Source organism: Gimesia chilikensis, from assembly GCF_008329715.1.
Taxonomy (GTDB): Bacteria; Planctomycetota; Planctomycetia; order Planctomycetales; family Planctomycetaceae; genus Gimesia; species Gimesia chilikensis.
The window spans coordinates 445,649-469,282 of the sequence record NZ_VTSR01000006.1; the positions used below are offsets into that span (position 1 = coordinate 445,649).

Annotated in this window: 19 protein-coding genes; 3 read left to right on the forward strand and 16 right to left on the reverse strand. The window is 53.6% G+C overall.

Annotated features, from left to right (window positions below; translation table 11 throughout):
- Positions 1–6: 6 nt before the first annotated feature.
- From deoC to FYZ48_RS08770, 6 genes are all read right to left on the reverse strand, one after another.
- On the reverse strand, positions 7–705 hold the full coding sequence (deoC, locus tag FYZ48_RS08745; protein ID WP_149339436.1) for a deoxyribose-phosphate aldolase: 699 nt from the start codon (positions 703–705) through the stop codon (positions 7–9).
- Positions 706–710: 5 nt separating this feature from the next.
- A complete protein-coding gene (locus tag FYZ48_RS08750; protein ID WP_149339769.1) occupies positions 711–1,634 on the reverse strand; it encodes a sugar phosphate isomerase/epimerase family protein in 924 nt (307 codons plus the stop codon).
- A gap of 200 nt (positions 1,635–1,834) precedes the next feature.
- Complete coding sequence (locus tag FYZ48_RS08755; RefSeq protein WP_149339438.1) at positions 1,835–2,257, reverse strand: hypothetical protein; 423 nt, start codon at positions 2,255–2,257, stop codon at positions 1,835–1,837.
- Positions 2,258–2,808: 551 nt separating this feature from the next.
- Positions 2,809–3,735, reverse strand: a complete 927-nt coding sequence (locus tag FYZ48_RS08760) for a type II secretion system F family protein (RefSeq protein WP_149339441.1) — start codon at positions 3,733–3,735, stop codon at positions 2,809–2,811.
- A gap of 89 nt (positions 3,736–3,824) precedes the next feature.
- Positions 3,825–4,796: a type II secretion system F family protein gene (locus FYZ48_RS08765; protein ID WP_149339443.1), complete on the reverse strand. Its 972-nt coding sequence runs from the start codon at positions 4,794–4,796 to the stop codon at positions 3,825–3,827.
- Between the two features lie 60 nt (positions 4,797–4,856).
- Positions 4,857–6,161 carry a CpaF family protein gene (locus FYZ48_RS08770; protein WP_145042681.1) on the reverse strand — a complete coding sequence of 435 codons (1,305 nt, stop codon included), beginning with the start codon at positions 6,159–6,161 and terminating at the stop codon, positions 4,857–4,859.
- Positions 6,162–6,623: 462 nt separating this feature from the next.
- Here FYZ48_RS08770 and FYZ48_RS08775 point away from each other — a divergent pair, with 462 nt between their 5' ends.
- On the forward strand, positions 6,624–7,694 hold the full coding sequence (locus FYZ48_RS08775; protein WP_149339445.1) for a GtrA family protein: 1,071 nt from the start codon (positions 6,624–6,626) through the stop codon (positions 7,692–7,694).
- Here the strand turns inward: FYZ48_RS08775 and FYZ48_RS08780 are convergent.
- From FYZ48_RS08780 to FYZ48_RS08800, 5 genes are all read right to left on the reverse strand, one after another.
- Positions 7,691–8,530: a DUF3467 domain-containing protein gene (locus FYZ48_RS08780; protein ID WP_198422196.1), complete on the reverse strand. Its 840-nt coding sequence runs from the start codon at positions 8,528–8,530 to the stop codon at positions 7,691–7,693. The two genes, FYZ48_RS08775 and FYZ48_RS08780, sit on opposite strands and share 4 nt — an antisense overlap.
- 78 nt (positions 8,531–8,608) lie before the next feature.
- Complete coding sequence (ispH, locus tag FYZ48_RS08785) at positions 8,609–9,541, reverse strand: 4-hydroxy-3-methylbut-2-enyl diphosphate reductase (protein ID WP_149339447.1); 933 nt, start codon at positions 9,539–9,541, stop codon at positions 8,609–8,611.
- A 245-nt stretch (positions 9,542–9,786) separates the two neighbouring features.
- Positions 9,787–11,649 carry a glutamine--fructose-6-phosphate transaminase (isomerizing) gene (glmS, locus tag FYZ48_RS08790; RefSeq protein ID WP_149339449.1) on the reverse strand — a complete coding sequence of 621 codons (1,863 nt, stop codon included), beginning with the start codon at positions 11,647–11,649 and terminating at the stop codon, positions 9,787–9,789.
- A 367-nt stretch (positions 11,650–12,016) separates the two neighbouring features.
- Positions 12,017–13,042, reverse strand: a complete 1,026-nt coding sequence (locus FYZ48_RS08795) for a hydantoinase/oxoprolinase family protein (protein ID WP_149339452.1) — start codon at positions 13,040–13,042, stop codon at positions 12,017–12,019.
- 18 nt (positions 13,043–13,060) lie between these two features.
- Positions 13,061–14,113, reverse strand: a complete 1,053-nt coding sequence (locus FYZ48_RS08800) for an ATP-grasp domain-containing protein (protein ID WP_149339454.1) — start codon at positions 14,111–14,113, stop codon at positions 13,061–13,063.
- Between the two features lie 463 nt (positions 14,114–14,576).
- On the opposite strand from FYZ48_RS08800, the gene FYZ48_RS08805 reads away from it, so the two are divergent.
- A complete protein-coding gene (locus FYZ48_RS08805; protein ID WP_149339456.1) occupies positions 14,577–16,016 on the forward strand; it encodes a DUF11 domain-containing protein in 1,440 nt (479 codons plus the stop codon).
- A gap of 7 nt (positions 16,017–16,023) precedes the next feature.
- Here the strand turns inward: FYZ48_RS08805 and FYZ48_RS08810 are convergent, their stop codons facing one another.
- The 4 genes from FYZ48_RS08810 to FYZ48_RS08825 form a co-directional block, all read right to left on the reverse strand.
- Positions 16,024–16,923, reverse strand: a complete 900-nt coding sequence (locus tag FYZ48_RS08810) for a hypothetical protein (protein ID WP_149339458.1) — start codon at positions 16,921–16,923, stop codon at positions 16,024–16,026.
- Between the two features lie 127 nt (positions 16,924–17,050).
- The gene (locus FYZ48_RS08815) at positions 17,051–18,301 is read right to left on the reverse strand and encodes a Gfo/Idh/MocA family protein (RefSeq protein ID WP_242022506.1); all 1,251 of its coding nucleotides are present in this window, start codon (positions 18,299–18,301) and stop codon (positions 17,051–17,053) included.
- A gap of 202 nt (positions 18,302–18,503) precedes the next feature.
- The gene (locus tag FYZ48_RS08820; protein ID WP_149339462.1) at positions 18,504–19,409 is read right to left on the reverse strand and encodes a sugar phosphate isomerase/epimerase family protein; all 906 of its coding nucleotides are present in this window, start codon (positions 19,407–19,409) and stop codon (positions 18,504–18,506) included.
- A gap of 90 nt (positions 19,410–19,499) precedes the next feature.
- Entirely contained in the window at positions 19,500–21,062 is a 1,563-nt protein-coding gene (locus tag FYZ48_RS08825) for a hypothetical protein (protein ID WP_149339464.1), read from the reverse strand.
- A 261-nt stretch (positions 21,063–21,323) separates the two neighbouring features.
- On the opposite strand from FYZ48_RS08825, the gene FYZ48_RS08830 reads away from it, so the two are divergent.
- Positions 21,324–22,142, forward strand: a complete 819-nt coding sequence (locus FYZ48_RS08830) for a sugar phosphate isomerase/epimerase family protein (protein WP_149339466.1) — start codon at positions 21,324–21,326, stop codon at positions 22,140–22,142.
- A gap of 1 nt (position 22,143) precedes the next feature.
- Here the strand turns inward: FYZ48_RS08830 and FYZ48_RS08835 are convergent, their stop codons facing one another.
- Entirely contained in the window at positions 22,144–23,601 is a 1,458-nt protein-coding gene (locus FYZ48_RS08835) for a pectate lyase (protein WP_149339468.1), read from the reverse strand.
- Positions 23,602–23,634 lie beyond the last annotated feature (33 nt).

The window sequence follows — 23,634 nt, forward strand, 5'->3', positions numbered from 1 at the left end:
GTTTCTTCAAAACGTGATCGCAGGGAGTTTCAACCGCTCGCGGCAGGTATCCAGAATGTCGCGGGTGGCGCTGGCTCCGACGCGACTGACTCCCAGGTCGCGAACTTCGAGCAGTTTATCCAGCGTGCGGATTCCGCCGGCGGCCTTCACTTGGACCTGACGCGGCGTATGCTCCCGCATCAGTTTTAAATCTTCTATCGTCGCGCCGCCGGTACCATATCCGGTTGAAGTCTTGACCCAGTCCACATTGGCAGCGCTGCAGATTCGGCACAGTTCGATTTTGTGTTTGTCCGCAAGGTAGCAGTTTTCAAAGATCACTTTGATTTTCTGACCTGACTGGTGCGCGGTGCGAGTCAACAGAGCGATCTCCGTCTCCACATACTTCCAGTCTTCGCTAAGCACACGCGACAAATTCACAACCACGTCCAGCTCAGTGCATCCGTCTTCCAAAGCCTGTTCTGCTTCACGCAGCTTGACCAGCATCGTATGACATCCATGTGGAAATCCAACCGTCGTACTTGGTTCTACAGCCGAATGCTCCAGAATTTCAGCACAGCGTTTGAGATAACAGGGCATGATACATACGCTGGCGACATCATAGGCCAGTGCCAGTTGACAACCGGCCTCCAGCTCGGGAATGGTTAGAATCGGACTCAACAGTGAGTGGTCGATCATTTTGGCAATCTTCTGGTACTGTTCGTCCATGAGAATCACCTTCCAACGGGAATGAAGTTTCGCAAATAGGTATGGCACTGACGCAAAGCAGCCAGACAGGACGCGGTTGAGTCCTCATAGGCTCGATCTTCGACTTCCACACACACCGGCCCCTGGTAACCGATCTCATTGAGCTGGGAAAAGAAGCTGCCCCACTCGACCTGTCCCAGCCCCGGCAATTTGGGTGTATGATATTCCAGAGGGTGTGCCAGAATCCCCACCTGGTCCAGACGGTGCTGTTCCACGCGCACATCTTTGGCATGCACATGAAAGATACGATCGGCGAAATCTCGAATGGGTGCGAGATAATCCATGTGCATCCAGACCAGATGTGAGGGATCGTAATTTAACCCAAAGTATTCACTGGGAATATCTGCATACATCCGCTTCCAGATCGCCGGTGTGCAGGCCAGGTTCTTACCGCCGGGCCATTCGTCTTTGGTAAACGACATCGGACAGTTTTCGATTCCCACCCGCACCTGCTGCTGTTCGGCAAATTGAATGATGTCGGGCCAGGTTTCCAGAAAGCGGGGCCAGTTATCGTCAACCGACTTTGTCCAGTCCCTTCCGATGAAAGTATTCATGCGGTTGATTCCCAGCATGCGGGAAGCGGAGATCACTTTCTGAATGTGCTCTGTATACTTACCGGCCTCTTCCGGGTCCGGAGTGAGAGGATTGGGATAGTAACCCAAAGCACTGATCGAGATACCATATTCATCAGCGAGTTGACTGACAGCAGTCACATCTGATTCGGTAAACGCTTCGGCAGAGATATGCGTGATACCGGCATAACGCCGTGCATCTTTCCCCTCTGGCCAGCACATGACTTCCACACAGTCATAGCCAATCTCAGACGCGGCCTGAAAGACCTGCTTCAAATCGTAATCCGGCAGAATCGCAGTCACAAACCCCAGTTGCATCTCTCTGATCTCCTTCTCAACTCGCACTTCCGTTGATACTACGGCACGAAACAGAACCGACTCGTCAATCATAAACGAGTCGTTCCAGCCGGTCTACAACAGCGGGCAGAATCTCTGGTCAGGAGGAGTGAATCAATCTTCGTGTGGGAGAGATCAGATGGAGTTTCAGTGCTGGGGAAAGAGTTTCAGGGGGGGGGAGGTTACCAGATTTCCTTGAGATCGAATTCGTAAGCTTCAATCCGTCGACCTGGTTCGAATTCTTCGGGGGATTCAGAGAGGACGCGCACCCAGACCTGATGCCCTTCGTAGACTCCCTCAACGGAGACGTGGGCTCCCAGTTGATCGTCATAACTGACGGGGAGTGCCTGCCAGTAGAGCGCAGTGATCTCGTTGAATATTTCATGTAGCTTGAGAATATCCAGGCAAAACTTGGAAGGCGCAAGCATGCCATCCCACTCTCCGCCAACAATTTCTGTATTGGAAGCAAAGAGTGTGACTTCCCATTCATCACGGCTGTGGTGGTGAAAGAAATGGCAACCAATGGGTGCCAGCACATCGACGTCATACATCAATGAGGCAACCTGATCAGCCATCGTTTTCAGCCAGTCGGGAGGGGCAGGCATCAAATGATTTCAATCTAATTAAGTTTTGAACCGGTACTTATTTCAACTTGTAACGACTTCCTCGCAGTGCATCAGTTCAACAAACGAATCACCTTAACACACTGCGAAAGCCATGCTTTTTCACGGTGTGCCATTCTGCTGACTGCTTCAGATAGTTGTGCCTTGCACCAGGCAACCAGTTCATGTGGCCCGAAGAACAGTTTTGCAAGACAGCGATTCCGGCATAATTATCCGAAACCAGCAGGGATCCTGAAGCTGTTCAATGATCCCTGGATCATCTTTTCCAGTCGCACGAACCCGCAAAAGAAATGCCAAACGTCTGTTAGATCAAATTTTGCCGATCTCTGGCAACCCGAATCCAGTTAAACGCCTGCATGCAATACTTTGCCTGTATAGGCAATCCATTGTGAATGTGAGATAATCTGATCACAGGCCGGAGTCGAAACGGGAACGATCGAGAGATGTGTCAACAAAGATAAACACCTTTGATTAACAAACTGTTCAAAGGTGTTTACATTTGGTAAATAAAATGAGAGCTGCGTCTGTGCGAATCAGCTCGAGAGTAGCCCGTTAATCATCATGATAGCCGCCGGCCCGACCAGCACCACGAAAATCCCGGGAAAAATGAACAGCACCAGCGGGAAGATCATTTTCACAGCCGTCATCGCCGCCTGTTCTTCCGCCAGCTGACTGCGTTTGACACGCATACTGTCGGACTGGACGCGTAATGCCTGGGCGATTGAAGACCCGAACTTGTCAGCCTGAATCAGAATTGCCGAGAGCGCCCGCATATCATCGACGCCACTGCGAATTCCCAGGTCGTGTAATACTTCACGCCGAGGACGTCCCATCTGTAACTGCAAGTTACACAAAGCAAACTCGTTACAGACATCGGGGGCTGTTTCCTCGAGCTCTTCGGAGACACGTCGCATCGCAGCATCGAGACCAAGGCCCGCTTCTACGCAGACAACAAGCAGGTCCAGCGCATCAGGCAGAGAGAGAAAGATGCGTTCGATCCGCGCCTTACACATGAAACGCAGTACGATTTCAGGTAGATAGAATCCAATCCCCCCGGCAATCACCAGCGAAGTCCAGCCGTTTTGAGTCAGACCGAAATTATAAAAACCGTAGCCAGATCCAATCAGGACCCCGAATAATCCAAGGGCAACTTTGAGTGAGAGAAAGATGGACGGTGCGTTCTCGGAGTTATACCCGGCGTTCGCCAGCCGTACCTTGAGCTGATTCTCTTCCAGTTCAGACTTGGGAGTCAGTGCTTTCGACAGGGTCGGGGCTGCTTTCTCCAACAGCGAGCTGGCCGAGGCACCCTCATCTCCGCCATTGCGCAGATGAGGATTGCGTAATTCATCCAGTCGTTCATTGGCCCGCGATTTATCGGAACTCAGCTTATTGACCACGGCGATCACGCCCACGATCACCATCCCGAAGATAGCCCATGGTAACAATTGAACAAAATCCATAATTTCTTCCCCAAACTCAACCGTATTCTGGAAATGTATTCTGCTGTCTGATTCGTTCCTGCCCGAGATACCTCCGGCAGGCTGTTCATTCAGATCTTGATGTTAATAATCTTCTTGATCCAGACCGCTCCCAGGACCTGCAGCACGATGCCCCCCGCAATCATTTTGCGTCCGAGTTCATCGGTAAACAGCAGCATCACATAGTCCGGATTGAGATAGTAGACTGCAAAGAACAATGCGATCGGCAATGCCATCAGCACGACACCGCTGATGCGGCCTTCCCCGGTCAATGCCTGAACCTGTCCCATGATCTTAAAACGCTGACGAATGATGTAACCAATTTTGTCGAGGATCTCTGCCAGGTCACCCCCGGCCTGTCTTTGAATGACCACCGCTGTTACGAAGAACTTCAAGTCCAGGTTCGGCATCCGTTTCAACATGCTTTTCAGGGCAACATCGATCGGCACACCGAGGTTCTGTTCCTCGTAGGCCATTGCGAATTCGGTGGCAATCGGGGCTGGCATTTCCTGAACCACGACGCTCAGTCCTGATGCGAGACTGTGCCCGGAACGCAAAGCACGTCCCACCAGTTCCAGTGCATCGGGCAGTTGTTGTGCGAATTTCTTGAAGCGGCGGTTCCGTCGAAACAACAGCCACATGAAAGGCATGGCTCCTGCCGCCAACCCCGCAACCGGGCAGAGCGGGACCGGTGCGTTCGTGAACCAGGCGGCTGCAAAACCCAGCGAGGCAGCTACCGCGGTCATCAGCAGAAATGTATCTGCTTTGAACGGAGCTTCGGCCTGTTCGATAAGCAGCTTGAGATTTCCGAACTTTTCGAACCATTCCGAGATACGGTCCGAAAGGCTGGTCATCCCGCCTTTCACCATTTCGTCTTTGAGTAAGGAAGCTGTTTCCTCGGTGTGTCTTTTCTGTCCGGTGATTACGGCCAGTCGATCTTCCGCCTTACTGGACGAAAAATCCTTGAAGACGAACATGATCGCCCCGACAAACGCCACCATTCCCAGAAAAGCAGCAATAGAGATGATGAGTGTCTGATCCATCTCGCTTTACCTTTACCATTTTTCATCTCGATCGCTCGAGATCTGATTATCTACTGTTATTTACTGCAGGACGCGATTGGCAAACAGATTCGAAGGCAGACGCACACCAGCGGCTTCCAGTTGATCCATAAATGCGGGACGAACACCAGTCGCTTCAAAGTGGCCATAAGCGCGGCCGTCCGCATCAATCCCATCCTGAACAAACAGGAAAATATCCTGCATGATCACGGTATCCTGTTCGAGGTTAAGCACCTCGGTCACATGAGTCACTTTTCGTGGCCCCCCCTGCAAGCGGTTCACCTGGATAATCAGGTTGACGGCTGCAGCAAACTGCTGCCGGAGTGCTTTCAGTGGCAGTTCCACGCCCCCCATTGTGATCATCGTTTCCAGACGGGAAACCGCGTCACGCGGGGTGTTAGCGTGAATCGTGGTCAACGAACCTTCGTGACCGGTATTCATCGCCTGGAGCATGTCCAGTGATTCGCCGCCACGACATTCCCCGATGATGATTCGGTCGGGACGCATACGCAGGGCGTTCTTTACGAGATCGGTCGCTGAAATCGCACCACGACCTTCAATGTTCGGCGGACGGGTTTCCAGACGCAGCACGTGTTCCTGCTGCAACTGAAGTTCCGCAGCGTCCTCAATCGTAATCACACGGTGATCGCTCTGAATGAAGCTGGAAAGTGTATTCAACAAGGTTGTTTTACCGGAACCGGTACCACCACTGATGATCGTGTTGATGCGGGCCTTGATCGATCCTTCGAGCAACATCGCAATTTCAGGTGTGAAGGCACCGAAGCGCAACAGGTCTTCCAACCCCAGCGGATTCGAACCGAATTTACGAATCGTGAGTGAAGGTCCATCCAGAGCCAGCGGTGGAATTACCGCGTTTAAACGTGAACCATCGGGCAGGCGGGCGTCAACCAGCGGCGATGTTTCATCGACGCGTCGACCGACCTTGGATACGATTCGGTCCAGAATCTGTAACAGGTGCTGATTATCGCGGAACACGACGTTGGAGCGTTCAATCCGCCCCTTCTTTTCCACAAACACATGTTTGGGACCATTGATCATGATGTCGGCAATATCCTGATCCTTCAGCAGCAGTTCCAGGGGACCGAAACCAAATGTTTCATCGAGGATTTCTTCAATCAGCCGTTCGCGTTCGGAACGGTTGAGCAAAGGGTTTTCTGTGTCACAGAGATGCTCGATCACCAGACGGATTTCCCGTCGCAGAGAGTCTCCTTCGAGATCTCCCACGCGCGACAAGTCCAGTTTTTCAACCAGTTTGCTGTGGATCAACCGCTTCAGATCATCAAATGCCATATTGGGATCAGCGTGGGAAAGGCCATGACCTGCCATTTGCTCAAAACTCCTTCAATTTGTGTCTTTAATTTCAAAACCAGATGTGACTCTCAGAACGTCCCGACATGCAACTCGATTTGCGTGCGGGAATTCTCATGAGGTTTTTCCAGTAAAATCTAGTTCATAAAAAAGGCAGATGTCGCCAGAAGCATAAAATGATGCAAAAAAACAGCGCTGCACTATCAGAGAACCGCGGCAGGTTCTGACGGTTAAAGGGATTCCAGGGATGTGTCGGGTCGGTTCCATTGTGACAGTTGAGCCAGTCACAATTCGTGGCGAGTTCTGTTTTGTCGAATTGCCCCTCTTTTCAGGAGAGTAAGGTGGCATTTACGCACCCTCCGGGCAAAAAATCATCATGCGCCCCTACTCTGTGATTCAGCCCGCCGATCACAGTTGTGATAAAATCAGAGCCTGCAACCGTTACTTTCCAAAAAAGCCAGAACATTGCTGCAACTATCGATGATCGTCCCCACTTTTGGTGAGACAGACAATTTGGTCAGCAAACTGTCCCGGTTTGCAGATGAGATCGCAGACAGCGGACTGTCTGCCGAGCTGATACTGGTGACTGACGATACCTCCCGGGAGCTCAAGCAGGCATGTGACGCTCTGAACCCGAGCCTGTCCGCCCAGCTGATTTACCCGGAACAGTCTCAATCACAGTCAACCGCCATTCTGGACGGCCTGCAGGCGGCTTCCGGCGAATTCCTGCTGGTACTCGCTGACGAAACCTGTCTTTCCCGAGAACTGATTCAGGCACTGAGCACTCCGCTACTGGAGCAACAGGCTGACTTCGTGATGGGGTCCCCAGAGAATAAATCCGGTTCGCCACTCGCCAACTGGCTGGTTCGACCACTGACGAAGGAAAAAGATCCATGGGCGGACTGTTTTGCCCTCTCCCGGGACAAGCTTGAACTATGTGAGGAGCACCTCACCCCTTCAAGTCCGCACCCTGCCCTGGAATTACTCGTCAAAGGGGAATTCGAGGAGGTCGTCACGGTCCCGCTTGACGATCCCTCTGCTCGCAAACCAGCATCGACTGTGAGAGAATGGTTTCGCCTGGGTGCCCAGCTGAAAACGCTGTATGAGTTCAAATTCAAGAACTACGCTTACTTCCTGCAGTTCGCGATCGTCGGCTCTTCCGGAGTCATCGTGAACCTGCTGGCGCTTTCGCTGCTGCTGGATCTGATGATTCGCCCCCTCGCAGTGGCAACTGCGATCTGGATTGCCATGACCAGCAATTTTCTGCTGAACCGACACATCACATTTTCGTACGCGCGACATGCCCCACTGCTGAAACAGTACCTGGCCTACTGTGGAAGTTGCCTGACGGGGAACTTCTTCAACTGGCTAACCACGATGGTGCTGTGTGGTACGTTTGCTTTCTTTGCTGCTCAACCACTGGTGGCAGCTCTCATCGGAATCGTGGTGGGCATGGGCTTTAATTTTCTGCTCTGCCGTCTACTCGTATTCGGAAAACAGAAATCCACGAGCTCAGCCCCCGTCAACGAGCCTGTCGAAAACCACTCCTAAAGTTCACCGGGCTGATCGCCGGGCGCAGGTGGTTGCCGTTTCTGCTGTTGGGCCATTTTTCGTTGAAACTGCTCGAACGAATGCGTCAGGGAATCAAGCAGGCGGGGAATATTGGGAGCAGCCAGATGCACGCGTGCAGAAACACAGGAGCGGGGAAAGAACGTCGTGATAAAATCAAATGAAAACTCAGTCGCAGAATGGCCGATCCGGACCGCATTCGCATAGACGCCGCTCAGCATTTCATCCGGCAGCTTCAATTCATCGTAGAGTTCTTCCGCGGAAGGTGGTTTCTGTGCCGCTTCGGTAGTTTTATCGGATACGTGTGGCTGCGGTGCAGCCTGTGGTGGATTCGCATCCGGTGTAACGGTCTCGCCGACAGCTCCTGAGCCACCAGCAGAGGTGCCTGAAGGAACATCTGAAACCGGGGGTGTCGGTGCATCAGGCTCGGGAGATTCCAGACCGGCTCCTACGTTAATGGCATCGGAGGAACTGGTAACCTGCGGCGGCAGTGGAGCCGGCATCGTGGGGAATCCAAACCGGTTCTCGTAGTTCGTAAGATTGTCGCGCAGAGCCCGGATCATCTGAGGTACGACTCCAATCGGCAGCACGACGCGGGCGACGACCTGCTGGGGAGTTGAGATGCGCAACAGGAAGTCCAGAATAAATTCGTGTCCCCCCTGCAGAACGACAGCCCCCGTACTGAAGACGCCTCGGGAAACCCCTTCCGGGACCCGGGCACTCACCTGGGAATGACGGATTTCCTGTGTATGACGTTCCGGATTGAACTCTCCAGACGATTCATCGTTGTTCCCTGCTGGTGTTGATTCATCACTCATGGTTTCGATTTCGTTCTTTCAGAATTCTCAAGTTGTCTGTCAGTGTCCGGATTGAATTCCGTTCGCGACTGCTGAGTCTTATGTTTCCAGGACGCGCAGTTCCCGAGGCAGAGGAAAGCGTACGGACTCGTTACGAATCGTCGCTGTCTCTACTTCCGCCTGATATTTTTCTTCGAGGTGAGTGACCAGTTCATCAACGACGACTTCGGGGGCACTCGCACCTGCAGTAATCAGGATCGACTCACACCCCTCCAGCCATTCCGGCTGCAGTTCGTGGACCCCATCAATCAGAAATGACGGCTTGCCAACGGACTTGCCGATCTCCATCAGTCGTTTGCTGTTGGAACTGTTCTGGCTACCGAGGACCAGTACCAGGTCGGCTCGGGGCACCAGTTCGGTCACCGCCTCCTGACGATTGGTCGTGGCATAACAGATGTCTTCCTTGGGAGGACTTTCGATCTGCGGGTATTTCTGCTTCAGGCTCTGAATCACCCGACCAGCTTCTTCCACGCTCAAAGTGGTTTGCGTCAGATAAGCCAGTTTCGCATCTTCAGGAAATGACAGATCAGCAACCTCTTCCGGGGTTTCGATCAGCGTGATGCTTTCCGGTGCTTCGCCCATCGTGCCGATGACTTCATCGTGGCCTTCATGTCCGATCAGAATGATGTTGTAACCGGACTGAGCGTATTTAATCGCTTCGGTATGAACTTTGGTTACCAGCGGGCAGGTCGCGTCGATCGTGCGAATGTTCCGATCGCGGGCTTCCTGGCGAATCTGGGGCGACACTCCATGCGCACTGAAGACGAGAATCGAATTCTCCGGGACTTCACTCACCGCATCGACGAAGGTGACTCCCAGACTGGTAAACTTATTGACGACGTATTTATTGTGGACGATTTCGTGATAGACGTAGATCTTGCTACCGAAAATACGAATGACTTCTTCGAGACATTCGATCGCCATATTCACTCCCGCACAGAAACCGCGGGGATTTGCCAGAATGACTTTCATTGAATTTGGTACCACTAAAGCAGAGATGAACAGATCTGTTCCTGCAGCGAAATCCAGCAGTCTGCTCCCGAATTCACAATCATCAGAGAGTCAGCATATCACTGGAATAACTCCGCCACACGGTGCAGGTTGCTTTCCAGCAGCCCTGCACCTGTATTCTATGACGAACGGCAGAGTAAACCAAATCCCTACGGTTGAAAAATCGGACTTTCTGTACAGGAATGCCCCTGTTTTACAGCGAAATCCTATTCCACGGTCACGCTTTTTGCCAGATTCCGCGGTCGGTCGACATTACAGCCTCGCTGGACCGCGATGTGATAGGACAGCAGTTGCAGTGGAATCGCAGTCACCAGCGGTTGCAGGAAATCATCGACATCCGGCACATAGATCACATCGTCAGCGATGTCAGCGATTTTGCGGTCCCCTTCGCAGGCGATGGCAATGACGGGACCTTTCCGTGCTTTTACTTCTTCGAGGTTGCTCATCACCTTGGGATAAATCTGTCCCCGTGGCACCACGAAGACACTGGGGGTCTCTTCATCCACCAGTGCAATCGGGCCGTGCTTCATCTCAGCAGCCGGATACCCTTCTGCATGGATATAACTGATTTCCTTCAGCTTCAAGGCACCTTCCAATGCACCGGGAAAGTTATACAGTCTGCCGAGGTAGAGGAAATTGTTGAAGTTGCAGTACTTCTGTGCGATCTCTTTGACCAGATCATTACATTCCAGGCATTTGCGGATCTGATCAGGAACCTGATGAAGGGCGTCAATGATTCGTCGTCCAGCGGGATACGACAGATGCCGCATGCGTCCCAGGAATAATGCCAGTTGAATCAACACCATCACCTGGGAAGTGAATGCCTTGGTCGACGCGACTCCCACTTCAGGACCGGCGTGCAGGTAGATCCCCCCATCAGCTTCACGGGCAATCGTCGAACCGACGACATTACAGATGGCCAGCGTGGGATGTCCTTTGCGTTTACATTCCCGCATCGCTGCCAGCGTATCTGCCGTTTCACCACTCTGGGTGATGGCGAAGATCATCGTGTTTTCCGACATCGGAGGATTGCGATACCGCAGTTCGCTCGCGTATTCGACCTCCGTCGGGATCCGTGCGAACTCTTCCAGCAGATACTCGCCCACCAGGCCGGAGTGCCAGCTGGTGCCACAGGCGGTCAGCACCACGCGATCGATCTTGCGCAGCTGCTGTGGATCGAGATTCAAACCACCGAATTTCGCGGTGGCCTCATCTTCATCGATACGTCCCCGCATCGCATTTTCCAGCGTCTGCGGCTGTTCGAAGATTTCTTTCAGCATGTAATGTTCAAAGTCACCCAGCTCGGCATCTTCACTGACCTGATCGAGTGTCTGAATCGAGGGGGTCTGCTGACCTTCATCCCGATGGAAGACTTCGACTTCATCCCGCGTGAGTACAGCGACTTCATGGTCCGAAAGATAAATCACTTCTTCGGTATAACCTATCAGCGGACTTGCATCGCTGGCAATAAAATGTTCGCCCTTGCCGACGCCGATCACCAGGGGGCTACCCAGACGGGCGGCGATCATGACATCGGGCAGTTCCCGGAACAGGATCACCAGACCGTAGGTTCCCTTCAGCTTGGAGAGGGTATTCTCCACCGCCTTGAGGTACGTATTCGTATCATCCAGGCTTTCACCCAGTTTGATCTGTTCTTCCAGATGGTGCGAGAGCAGGTGCGCGATCGTCTCTGAATCGGTGGTCGTGCGGAAGACATAGCCCAGTGCCTGGAGCTTGGACCGCAGGGAGGCGTAGTTTTCGATCACCCCGTTATGCACGATGATGACTTCACCGTTTCCGCCGACATGCGGATGTGAATTCTGGTCGTTGGTTTCGCCGTGAGTAGCCCAGCGGGTGTGTCCGATACCCACGGTGCCCTTGATCGGGCTCGACTTATACAGGGCCGCCATCTCCATGACGCGCCCTTTTTTCTTGCGAACCTCAATATCGCTGCCCGTGTGGACTGCGACACCAGCACTGTCATAGCCTCGGTATTCCAGTTTCTGAAGCCCTTTGATCAGCAACGGGCCCGCTGGCCGATTTCCAATATAGCCGACAATTCCACACATAATCTCGCGCTCCGTCGCTGGATGAGGGAAAACTGGTTAGTTTTGAGAAACCTGACTGGTGATACCAGAATTCAGACTGCTCTCCATCCGTGAGATTTCAGTCTGCAGGATTCGTTGATTTTATTAAAATGGATGGGCTCAAGCCGGACCGTTGGCGAAACCACCGGCAGGAATGAGACCTGACAGGTACTTAGGGGAGCTGGAAGATATCACAAGTCTTGAAAATGAGTCAACCACGTTTCGCGGATCGCTCGAAGTTCTGCAGTGCGATTCTGATCCAGTTGTCTAGCCGCAAACTTTTTGATGACAGGGCTTTACCGAATCAGTTACTGCACATCATGGAGGGAATTCCTCAGCAAGTGTACTTTCATTCTTTCAGCTGAATACGCTCAGCTGCCAGGCGGGATACTGCGAATGCACAGGTAGCATCAGCGACAGAGGCGTTAAAGATTTCCGCCACGTTCGTCAATCGGGCCAGACTGAGCACCGGATGAGATTTGACGATCTTTTCGGCTAAAAATACGGCACTTCCGCTGATGAGTACCGCTGTAATTGGCTCCGTAGTGCGAGCCAGAACCTGATCAATGGCCCGGTGGATCTGGTCCTGGTGACGCTCTGCCAGCCATTCCGCCATCTGCTGTACTTCTTCTGTTGAAATTTCTGTTAAATCACAGCAGACGGAACGCGCCAGGCGAATCTCGGCTGCTTCCCTAGTCGCAGGCTGGCCGTTGGCGGTATCCAGATCGGCAGCATCCTCGGGCCGCATGTTCAGTAAGAGGTACAAATCGAGGGTCGTCGCGAAGCTCTCCGCTGCCAGGGGGCACTGCTGGTCTCGTAACGGAACAGAGTGCGAAAGCATGGCGAGCGGCGTCCGTCGGCCCCCGGTGTAAACCAGCTCTCCTGAGAGCAGCCGTTCTACATCCGTCAGCCCTGCCGGCACGGGAAAGCCCTGTTCCAGCGGGATGATGTCGGTCGTTGTCGAGCCGATATCGATCAGCAGGCCACCCGGTTCCTGAACCATCCGCCCGACCCAGGTCGCGAGAGCATGCCAGTTCGCTGCTGCTGCCAGTAAAGGATATTCGCGGGCGAGATCGGTCGTGATGAACTCGGCTCCCGTCGACCAGACAATGACCGGAGCCGGCGTTACCGCGGCTTCGATGGCAGACAGGATCTGATCCACGCCTGCGGCTTTCGTTTCAAAACAGTCGGCCAGTTCGCCGGTCATTGTTACCGCAACCAGGTCGGGGCGTGACAAATTGGTGAGCAGCTCTCGCAAAGCGTCTGCTAACAGTTCCGGTGTCTTCCAGAGCGGGAACGGGACGGAGTACGCTTTCCCATCACAGTCCGCTGCCTTCAGATTCGCACCGCCCACATCCAGACCGATTACATACATCACATGTCTTTCTCTGATTTACGTAAGCCGTTGGAAACTTCCATCAGGCTGAAAGGATACAGCTTGCTCTAAATTCCACTTCAGGTTGGACACTCCCGCGGAGAAACCTGTAATCCGTGCAGCCAGATTATCGGGAGTCAACCGTCGATAACCGGTGTAAGCGGTCGTCAGCCGCGGATTGATTTCCACGAGCACAGGTTTCTGCGGTGTCCGGTCAGGCAACAGAATATCAAAGCCCACGTATCCCGCAAGTCCGGGGAGCAGATCACAGGTCTGAGAGATTAACTCCAGAATCGCGGATCTGGCTTCAGGTTCCAGTCGCGCGGGAATCCGCCCTCCCTGGTAGAGAAACCGGGGTTCCCAGCAGAGAGTCTGTTCCCCGATCGGTAACAGTTCACAGCGTGCTTCCTGAATCAGAGCCGCTGCAGAAAGTGATTTTCCTTCCAGCCAGGGCTGCCAGATCAAGTCAGCTGCGCCTGCCTGTCTGCCTGCAAACCAGTTGTGCCACTCCTCCGGTTGGTTGAATCGCAGTAACCCCAGGCCGCCTGCCCCCCAGCGATGTTTGACCAGACAGGGAAAGCGAGTGGGAAGCTCGGCTGCTTCACTCAGCAATGCGGTCTCAATTGTGGGGATGCCCGCTCTTTGCAATACCTGGTAAAGCTGCCACTTATCGGAGGTCAACTGAATCGTAGCTGGGTCGGGCCCCAGCACACAGGCTCCGGTTTCCACCGCCCAGCGGGTTCTCGTCAGCAGTAGATCATCAAATTCGGGGGCAATCACCCAGACCAGATCGGCCTGCTGACAGGCCTGACGAAAGGACTCCGGTTCAGCCTCAGGTTGATTCACGCGCTGGATGTAAAGACGCTGCTCCTGTTCCGCCTGCTGAAATTTCGGAGCGGTCAACAGTCCCAGCTGCACGCAGGTTCGGACCTGAATACCGGGAATCTGTAACAGATCAGAGAGAACCGCTTCCAGCATCGCCGTCCCTTCAGCCAGCAGGGAGGGCTCAGATTCCGCCAGCGGGCAGCCACCACTACAGAGATATTCGGAGACAAAAACGGTCGATAACATGCCAGATTCGATTGAATTCAGTCTGATTTCAGACGCAGAGACGAAGCACGCCGGACCAGATATCCGTTCTCAGGGGTAATACCGAGACGAAGCGCACTAATTCCTCAGTCTAAAAACTCTGACAGGTTTTGTTAATTGACACTACTGTTGAACTCGCTGAATTCCTTCTGTTTTGGCTCTGTTCACTTTGTCAGTCAAACAGTGCTGGTACTGTTGATTGTGCGGCTGGATTCATCCTGAGAAGCGACAAAGTTTCTGAAAGTGGATTCTGCTGTTTGATCCCTGTTTTCAGGTCTGGATTCTCGCTCTTACTATTTAAAAAATCCGCCAATTGTCTGCCTGTTGCACTTAAGTTTGCGTGATAAACTTTGAATGGAATCCGTTTCCTTTGAATGTAAGAGGATTGTTCATGCCGGGCATTGTGAATCGGCCAATTTTGAGAATGACTTCAGGAATGCTGCTGGTGCTGACTCTGTCACTGACAGCCTGCACCGCCTTTGCGCCCAGTCAGCGTGCGTCCTGGAAGCTGACCGATCCACCTCCACTGGATCCTCAAAATCAGCCACTCAACAGTCCCCAGCCCGCAACGCCTAATACCCAGTCACGAGAAACACAACGCATCGGTCCGCAGCAGACGATTCCCCAGAAACAGGAACCGCCTGCACCACCAGACAACGATATGTTTGCAGTCCCCGAATCGATTGACCGCAATCAGCCGCCACAACCTCGTGATCTGCCTGAAGAAATACCGTCCCGTCCGCGGATAGAGACGCCTCAGCCCCAGATGCGTTCCAAGCCGGAAACGACGCCGCAGCGTCCCTCCGGACCGATGATGACTCCGCCTGCACAGGTGGGGCCATTGGAAATGACGGTTGATGTCATTCCCAAACGACAACTGGGCAGCGGTGCCACGTTCTACCTGATCGTGAAAAACACCAGCAACCAGTCCGTACGGAATGTGATTCTGGAATGCGAGTTCGATTCCGCCCTGCTCTTTCCGGGTCGCAGAGAAAAGAAAATCGGGCAACGACTGGGAACGCTGCAGCCGGGTGAATCAAAAGAAATCAATCTAACACTCTACAGCGATACCCTGGGCAACCACTGCTGTCGCTTCCGCGCGATCGCTGACGGCGAGGAACTGGTCTGGAAATCGGTCTGCGTCGAGTACGTCAAGAAACAACTGGAACTGTCGGTGATTGGTCCTTCAACGCGCACCATAGGCAGTCGCGCTGAGTACATCATTAAGCTCTCTAACGTCAATAACGTCGACCTTAAGAATGTTCTGGTGACGGTCTCCTACGATGCGTCATTGATCCCGCGGGAGGCGTCTATCGGTTCCGAGCGCGAAAGTGGCCAGTTGAAATGGCTGCTGGATACGATTCGTGTGGGAGAGGGTGTTCAGCTGCAGGTCGAGTTTGATTGTGAAGTCGCCGCGGAGTTTGCCTGCATGCGTGTGAATGTCAGCAGTCCGGAACTTCCCGACGAACAGGCATCCGCGTGTCTGAAAGTCACTCCCACGCAGGGAGTACTGGACGTGCACGTTCGCGACACCAAAGATCCAATTGCCCGTGGTGAAGAGACGACTTATGAAGTCAGTATCGAAAACCGTGGGCTGCAGCCGGCGCGGGGCATACAGCTGCAGGCGAAAATTCCCCGCATGTTCCGCGTGGTCTCAGTCGAAGCACACCAGGGGAACCAGAAACTGAATCTGCGTCCGGAAGTGAATCAGAATACGTTAAGTGTCTCTCCCGTGCAGGAACTGCCCGCGGATGCATTCCTGCGGTATACGATTCAGGTCAAAGCCATCGGTAACGGCGATGGCGAATTCGAAGTCACGATTACCAGCGTCGATTCCGAACAGCTGGAAACCCGCGTCAGCGAAATCACAACCGTCAACCGCTGACCGACGTTCAACGTTTTTGTGTGTGCTCCGGAAAATCATTCTGGTAGCGTTTCAGCAGTGCGTTCATGTCAGCCGGCACGATATAGATTTTACCGCGAATCTTTTTGGTTTCTCCCGGCTGAAGTCCGCCCAGACGGAAATCAGCGTGGAGACAGCGAATCACTCCCTGGAACAGTTCCTGGTAAGGCTCAAATGCGGTCGCGAAAATCCAGCGATCGTCGGCACTGTAGCAGCCGATTAAACCGTTGCTCGGGACTTCGCTGCTGAGAGGCCGCGGATTCACATCCTTGCGGGGTACATTCGCCGGACACCAGACCTGGCCCGGTATGTAACGGGCTGTCGTCGCCCAGTTGCGGGTCGGCATAAAGGCCGGCTTTCCATCGAGAAAGATAAACGACTTTCTGATGTAAGCGTATTTGTCGTCCGTCTGGTCAGCCCCGAGCCCAGCAAAATCTCCGACACGGATACAGGGTTGAGCCCAGTGCACTTCTGATCGCACTTGCGTCGGATTGTGAGCCACGAGTTGAAAATCGACTTCGTCTGATTTCGCCGTGATCGTGTGCTCAACGGTAATGCCATCAGCGACCGTGCATTTCAGTTTGAGCACGGTCCGGTCATCGTTCAGATCGATCGTTTGAGTTTCGTGCTTGACGACCGTGTGTTTTCCCCAGTCCGCATCCGTCGAACCGGCACGACAATAGGCTTCCAGGTAATTGATCGGAATCGTGCCACCCGGAATGTGGTCGCCGTGAATGTACAACATGTTCTTTTCACGGGAGAGCGTCAGACGAGGCGTCTGTTTGTCTGCGGCAACCTGTTGAGCAGCAGACCTCCGCGTGGCGGATGGTGCGAGCACCATCAGGGCAGATAATCCCAGCAGCAAAAGCGAATGAGCGAGCGACTTCATCACTTCCTCCGATTAGAAACCGTATTGATTGTCAGTTGTGAAAACTCCGGTCATTAAATGAAAAACAACCGGAATGTGACACACACGCCGGTTGTTTGAGTTTGTCGTTAATCAGTTCTCAGGAGACTTAGACGAATGGAGTCACACCCGGGTGAGCCACGGGAGGCTCGGGCAGTGACATGGCCATATCGTATTTCTCCGGCGAAAGGTCTTCTTTGGAGTTCATCGCCTCTTCCCAGGTGAGGGTCTTGCCGGTATAGGCTGACATGCGGGCGATGATCCCCATCATGGAGCTGTTAGCCATGTACTCACCGTTGTTGATGACTTCGCCATTCCGCAGGGCTTTGTACATTTCGTTGTGTTCCAGCTGATGCATGTTGGTACGTCGGCGGGCCCCTTTCCAGGGGTTCTTGCCTTCGATCTGGTATTTCATCAGTGTCGCGGTGCCTTCCGTTCCGGAGACAGTATCTACAAACATCGAGCTGCAGCCCTGCTGATGCCGGGTGGAAGCGAGGAACTTGGTTCCGTTGGCGTATTCGTAAACCGTGCTGAAGTGGTCGTAGATGTGACCGTACTCCGGTGCGGTCCGTGTCTGGCGACCACCTGTGCTGTAGCACTTGACGGGGTATTCGCCCATGACCCAGGACTGTTTATCCAGTTCATGCACGAACTGTTCGGTATTGAAATCACCGGACAGCCAGGTGTAGTAGTACCAGTTCCGCATCTGGTACTCCATGTCTGACCATTCAGGTTTGCGTTTGGCCATTTTGGCGACGCCGCCCAGGTAGCGGATACTCTGCATGGAGACAATGTCTCCGATACCGCCGTTATGAATCTTGTCAACCATCTGCTGCATTCCGGTTTCGTAACGCCAGCACAGACCGGAAACGATGGTCAGATTTTTCCGCTTGGCTTCCTTGGTAGTCTCGAGCACGGAACGAATCCCGGGAGCATCGACGGCGACTGGTTTCTCACAGAAGACGTGCTTGCCGGCATCGATACAGGCTTTCAAGTGTTGCGGGCGGAAGTGAGGAGGTGTTGCCAGCAGAACAAGGTCCACGCCGGAATCAATCAGTTTCTGATACGCGTCGAAACCAACGAACTTGTGTTCTGCATCGACTTTGACCCGATCCTGAACTTCGGTCTTCTTCAGGTTCTGATAGCTCTGTTCCAGTTGATCGCCGAATGCATCTGCAAGTGCCACCAGTTCCACATTGGGATCGGCACGCAGAGTCTGTGCCGCTGCCCCTGTTCCACGACCACCACAGCCGACGAGACCGACTTTGATCAGTTCGGTACTGGCCGCAAATGCGCCCGAGGTCAATGCGGGGTTCACAACCAGCCCGGTTGTCGCCAGCGTGGCCAGTGATTGTTTCATGAATGTGCGGCGTCCTTGAGAAGGCTGCTGTGATGAGGCGTTTTCGGGCATCAGAAAGACCTTTCGTTCGATTTCAGCAATGATAGAGTACGTGGGACTCAGCAGACCGAAGTGCAATGAATCCGTAATCAGGCAGGAAGTATGAGGACAATCGTCGGCAACCGGAGCTACTTAACGATCTTTAATTATTATCAACGCAGCCTCAGGCAAGATCAAGAGCGCGATCCATGCGTTCGGAAATATCCTGTAATCTCTGGCGATCGCCGCCTTTGACTTCCGCGGTGGCCCAGCCCTGTGTATAGCCGATATCCTTAAGCGCCTGACGGACTTCGGGCCAGTTACAGTCCCCCTCGGTGATTTCGACCTGAAACCCTTTCCAGAGCCCCTCATCCTTCTGTTTTGCGCGACTGTATTCTTTGATATCGAGTTTGACGATGCGAGGGCCCAGGATGCGAATCCACTGATCAGGCCAGCCGAAGCGGACTACGTTTCCGACATCGAAATACACGCCCGCCGCCGGGCTCTCCAGTTCATCAATGAAGCGGGCCATTTCCAGCGGACTGAGCAGGAAGTTATTCCACACATTTTCAACCAGCAGTTTAATGCCCTGCTTCTCTGCATAAGGCAGATGTTTTCTCAGCTTGGCCTGCTGCTGCTTGTAGACGACATCGTAGGGATTATCCTGGTCGACTCGTCCTGCCACCACCAGCACACTGGTGCCACCATAGTATTTGGCTTGATCGATCGAGTCCTTGAGTTCGTCGCGGCTGCTGTTCAGAAAGCCGTGGACCTGCACTCCTGTAGCGTCGATGGCTTTACGGACTTCTTTAGGATCGACCTTGGTTCGGTAATGTATTTCGGTCCCGTCGAAGCCCAGATCCTTGAGCATTTTGAACTTATCCATTACCGGAATCTTTTCGGTAATCATCTGATACTTGACCGCTTTTTTGATGCGGGCCTGTTTGCCGGAGGTTTTTTCCTCACCAGCGAATCCAGCCAGCGGCTGCAAGACGGAACCGGCCAGCAGGGTGGCAGAGGTCTGCTGCAAAAAGGTTCTGCGTGTTGTTTCTTTCGAGGGAACCACATTCCCGGATTCTGATTGCGACATGCCTGCTCCTGTTCTCGCTCAAGTTGGATGATACATCAACTTCGACTTATGTCGAGCATACCCCGCTCAGCGGGGAGCCGCAAGATTGCGCTACTGTCTGGCAGGGGTACTCTGCGGCTGAGGCTGCCTGGTGACGGTGACTTGAACCGTTCCCTCATTATTGTGGAGTGAGTCCCACGCATCATTTAAGCGGAAATAAAGTGTGCCGGTCGCCGGGGCCATCCAGGTTGCTTGAGATCCCTGGGGATAGACCCGTAGCAGAGTCTGCATGCGTGTGGGATCATTGCCTGGATCGGGGCGGATCATCATCAACAGTCGGCCCAGTGGTTGTCCATTAAAATATTGAAACGTAATCCCGTCCGCCGTACTCTGCCAGGGTTTGGGTTTCTGCGCGAGTGAAAACATTCCGCTCGCAGACACCGCATACGTCTCCCCGCGGGTCACATGGACGCCACTCGACTGCCAGCCCCGATCGCTGGCGATTTCCTGTGTGACCGAAGCGTCTGTCGCGAGGTCCTTACCTGGTTGAAACGTGATCATGGCCCGTTCGGAATCATAGCCGGGATGCAGATTGCGGACAAACAGCAGCCAGGCATCATTGGCGGCAATCAAATCGGGACCGATCATCGTTTTGATTTTTTCTGTAAACCCGGGCCCCTGCATGTGCCTCGCCAGTTTACGGAACTCAGCCTGGTATTGAGGATGCTTGTCAAAGAACTGACTGAGGGCCCACGACCAGGCATAGGATGCATTCGCATCGACAAAATCATCGGGCCCCAGCTGCATCACTTCCAGCATCGTTCTGGGGGGCGCACTTTTAACGGCATCCTGGATTAACGAGATCCGTCCCAGACCGCCAAAATCGTTCTTATTATGAGGCATCACATTAAACTGAATTTTCCCATCGGCGCCGGCATGATGCGTCGCCATCGATTCCGCGATGCCTTCCAGGTACCAGACGGGCGCGCTGATGTCTTCCATGATCATGCTGTAACAGTGCGTGTACTCGTGCAACATGAGATGCTTGAGATAATACTCCTCGGTCTGCGCGTTCATCCAAAACTGAGCCCCCTGATGACGCCCGTTGATAATCTGGGCCAGCAACCCCGGAATCAAATCTGCTTTCTCAAATCGTTCCCGGTCCTGCATGATATACCCGGTGACCTGAAACTCAGTGCCTTCCCGATTGGGGGGTAACGGACCAAAATACTGTTGCAGTGCCGGATAAGCCTGTTCAAGTACAGCCGGTAGTTTTTTCGCCTGTTCCGGATCGATGTCCGTATAAAGTTTCAGATGCGGCGATTCATAACACTCGATACCCAACAGTGCCAGACGCTGATTGTTGTGCAAAGGACGTTGATCGCTGGGGCGATACACCTTCTGCTCAGCACGTTTCATGGGTGATGAAGGTTGAGGTTCCCCAGGTGCCTTGTCCGGGTCAGACTCCGTTTTTGTTTTCTCTGTTTTTTCCTGAGGAGCCTGTGGTTGCTGCTGTGCTTCCGTGGGAGCCTTCGAGACAGCAGGTTCACTGGTAACGACGACCTCCGATTCTTCAGCGGCGCGCGGGGGTGCCGCGTCTGTACCGCAGCCCGGGAGCAGCAGGCAGAGCCAGACTAGAGAACTCGGATTCAATTCCAATCGCGACACATGCATCTCAGAGAACTTTCAACCGGTTTCAGAACAATTCCTCGAGAGAATCGTGACGAGTCTAAATTACTCTGTCTATTGTGACCGATTTTGCCCCCGCCGTCGAGGAAGCATTCGTTTCGCGGTCCTGAGTTGATCCCTACGCGTGATTATTGCAAAATGCGGTGTAGACGTCTGTTACGAAATTCAACCGGCTGGAGTTCTTACGTCAGATTCCAGCAGATCGATAACCCATTCTCCCCGTTTTTCTCTGCGAGGAACTTCTTCATGAGCGCCTTCCGCTTTAGCCTGAACGCCAGTACGATCCGTACCACACCGCTGCTCGATAAAATCCGCGTCACTGCCGAAGCTGGATACGGGGGAATTGAACTCTGGTTTGATGAAGTCGAACAGTACCTGGCTGAGGGAGGAAAACTGGAAACGATCGCCCAGGCTCTCAAAGATGGCGGACTGGCGGTCCCCACGATGATCATGTTACGCGACTGGTGGTCAGCGACAGAGGAAGAGTATCCGCGTGTATTTCAGACTTGTCTGGATCGAATCAAGCTGGCCTCTCAACTGGGGGCCGAATATGTGATTGCCTGCCCGCATCGCGATAAGAATCCGGACTACGACCTGGGTGCGAAACGGTATCGCGAGTTGCTGGAAGCGGGTATCGAAGCCGGTGCGAAGCCAGCGGTTGAGTTCCTGGGCTTCGTCGCTGATGTCACGACAATTGAAGATGCATTACGGGTTGTCGAGAAATCGGGACATCCCGCGGCAACACTCGTGCTCGATCCGTTTCACGTATTCCGGGGAGGCGGTTCCATGGAGACCATCGCACAACTCAAGCCCGAGCAGATCGCGATTTCCCATTTCAATGATGCCGTCGATACCCTGCCTCGCGAAACCCAGATGGATCCAGACCGCGTCCTTCCCGGAGATGGGCACCTGGACCTGGTGCATTACTGCCGCCTGCTGAAGCAGATTGGTTACGAAGGCTGGCTCTCACTGGAACTGTTCCGCGAAGATCTCTGGCAACAGGATCCGCTACAAGTGGCTCAGGTCGGTCTGGAACGCATGCAGATCATAGCCGAGCACGCCTGATTCAATCCTGTTGACTGGCGGCGATGAATTCGGCCAGCGTCGAGAGATTGCGGACAAAGACCCGCGTATCGATAATGGGAACATTGTCGAGATCGGCGCTGCGGATGTCTCCCTGGATGAGCCAGGCGCCGTCTTTGTTCAACGCGTTGACCACAGACTGTGCCCGTGCGGCCAGCGAGGGTGTTAAGCGCAGACGACGCTGCGGGAACTGCTGTGATTTGAGTTTTTCAGGCGATGCCTTCAGCAGCTTCTCGTAACGGTTTTCGAGCGAATCCACTTTGGAATCGATGATGAATCCATAGTGGGTCGGCAGATCGTTATCTTTGTAGGTCAGTTCATATTTCTTAGTGAAGTAGAGCGGTCGGTTGGTTTTCAGCTCATAAAAGCGGGCCAGCTTACCGCCGGGCAGTTCTGACTTCTTCAGATAGGCCAGTGCCTTGGGGATCGGTGCCAGATACTTTTTATCGCCAGTATAAATGTAAATCTGCATTAATGTTTTGATGATGCCCTGCGACTCGCCTCCGGTGACGGCCGGCGGTTCGAACTTGCGCGCCCAGGCTGGCTGCATCTGCTGATTGTACTGCTGTGCCCAGGCCGGCTGTGGTTCGGGCATCTGCGCGAGAAGGATAAAGTCTCCCGCTTTCAGAGCTGCTTCACGATAGCGGTCGTCCTGGTAGACGTGATGCGCCAGGAACATCACATTGACCAGATCTTCGATGGTGTTGTCGTTGAACGTGTAATAATTGAGGTATTTCTTTTTGGGAAACGTACGCGACCAGCTTTCCGGATAGCTGGCTTTGAGCACGGGATAGTCTTGGGGATCCGGAAATTCATCGTAGCGCTGTGGCCAGCCCCCGTTGGGATACTGCGCCTTTAAAAAGGCATCCAGGGCATACATCACGGCGCCATGCACGGCTTCGTCTTTGAACTTCAGCTCCTGATCCAGCAGGATCAGAAAGTGGAGTGCTGCTTGCGAGGTATTGTCGTCTAAGGTTGTTGTGTTCCGAACCTTGGGACCACCTCCGTCAAAACGATACTGCATCTGAGCCCGGCGTTCGAAATCGATGTAATAGTTCCAACCCCCGGATTTGAGTTGTCCTTTAATCAGGGCTTCGCCGGCGGCCCGGGCTGCTTTCAGGAGATAGGGTTGACCGGTTTTCTGATATGCTTCGAGGTAAGCCGCTCCCACAGTGGGTGTTCCCGGAGGTTGCACCCAGACCATGGTATCACGGGCACGACCTTCGCCTTCCCGGTATTTCAGATCCCGACTGTAGTGCCAGAGATAGCCGCCCTCGGTCGAAACCTGAGTGGTAAAGTAGTCTGTCGCCCGCCGCATTGCCTGCTGTGCTTCATCAACAGAGATGTCGGCCTGCAGGGCGCTCTGTGCTCCCGCTCCCCAGACAAAGATGCAGATCAACAGCAGGCATTTTATTTGACGACACCAGGTGAGCACGGTCATGGGAGATCTTCCTTTTCTGCAGTATCAGGGAGG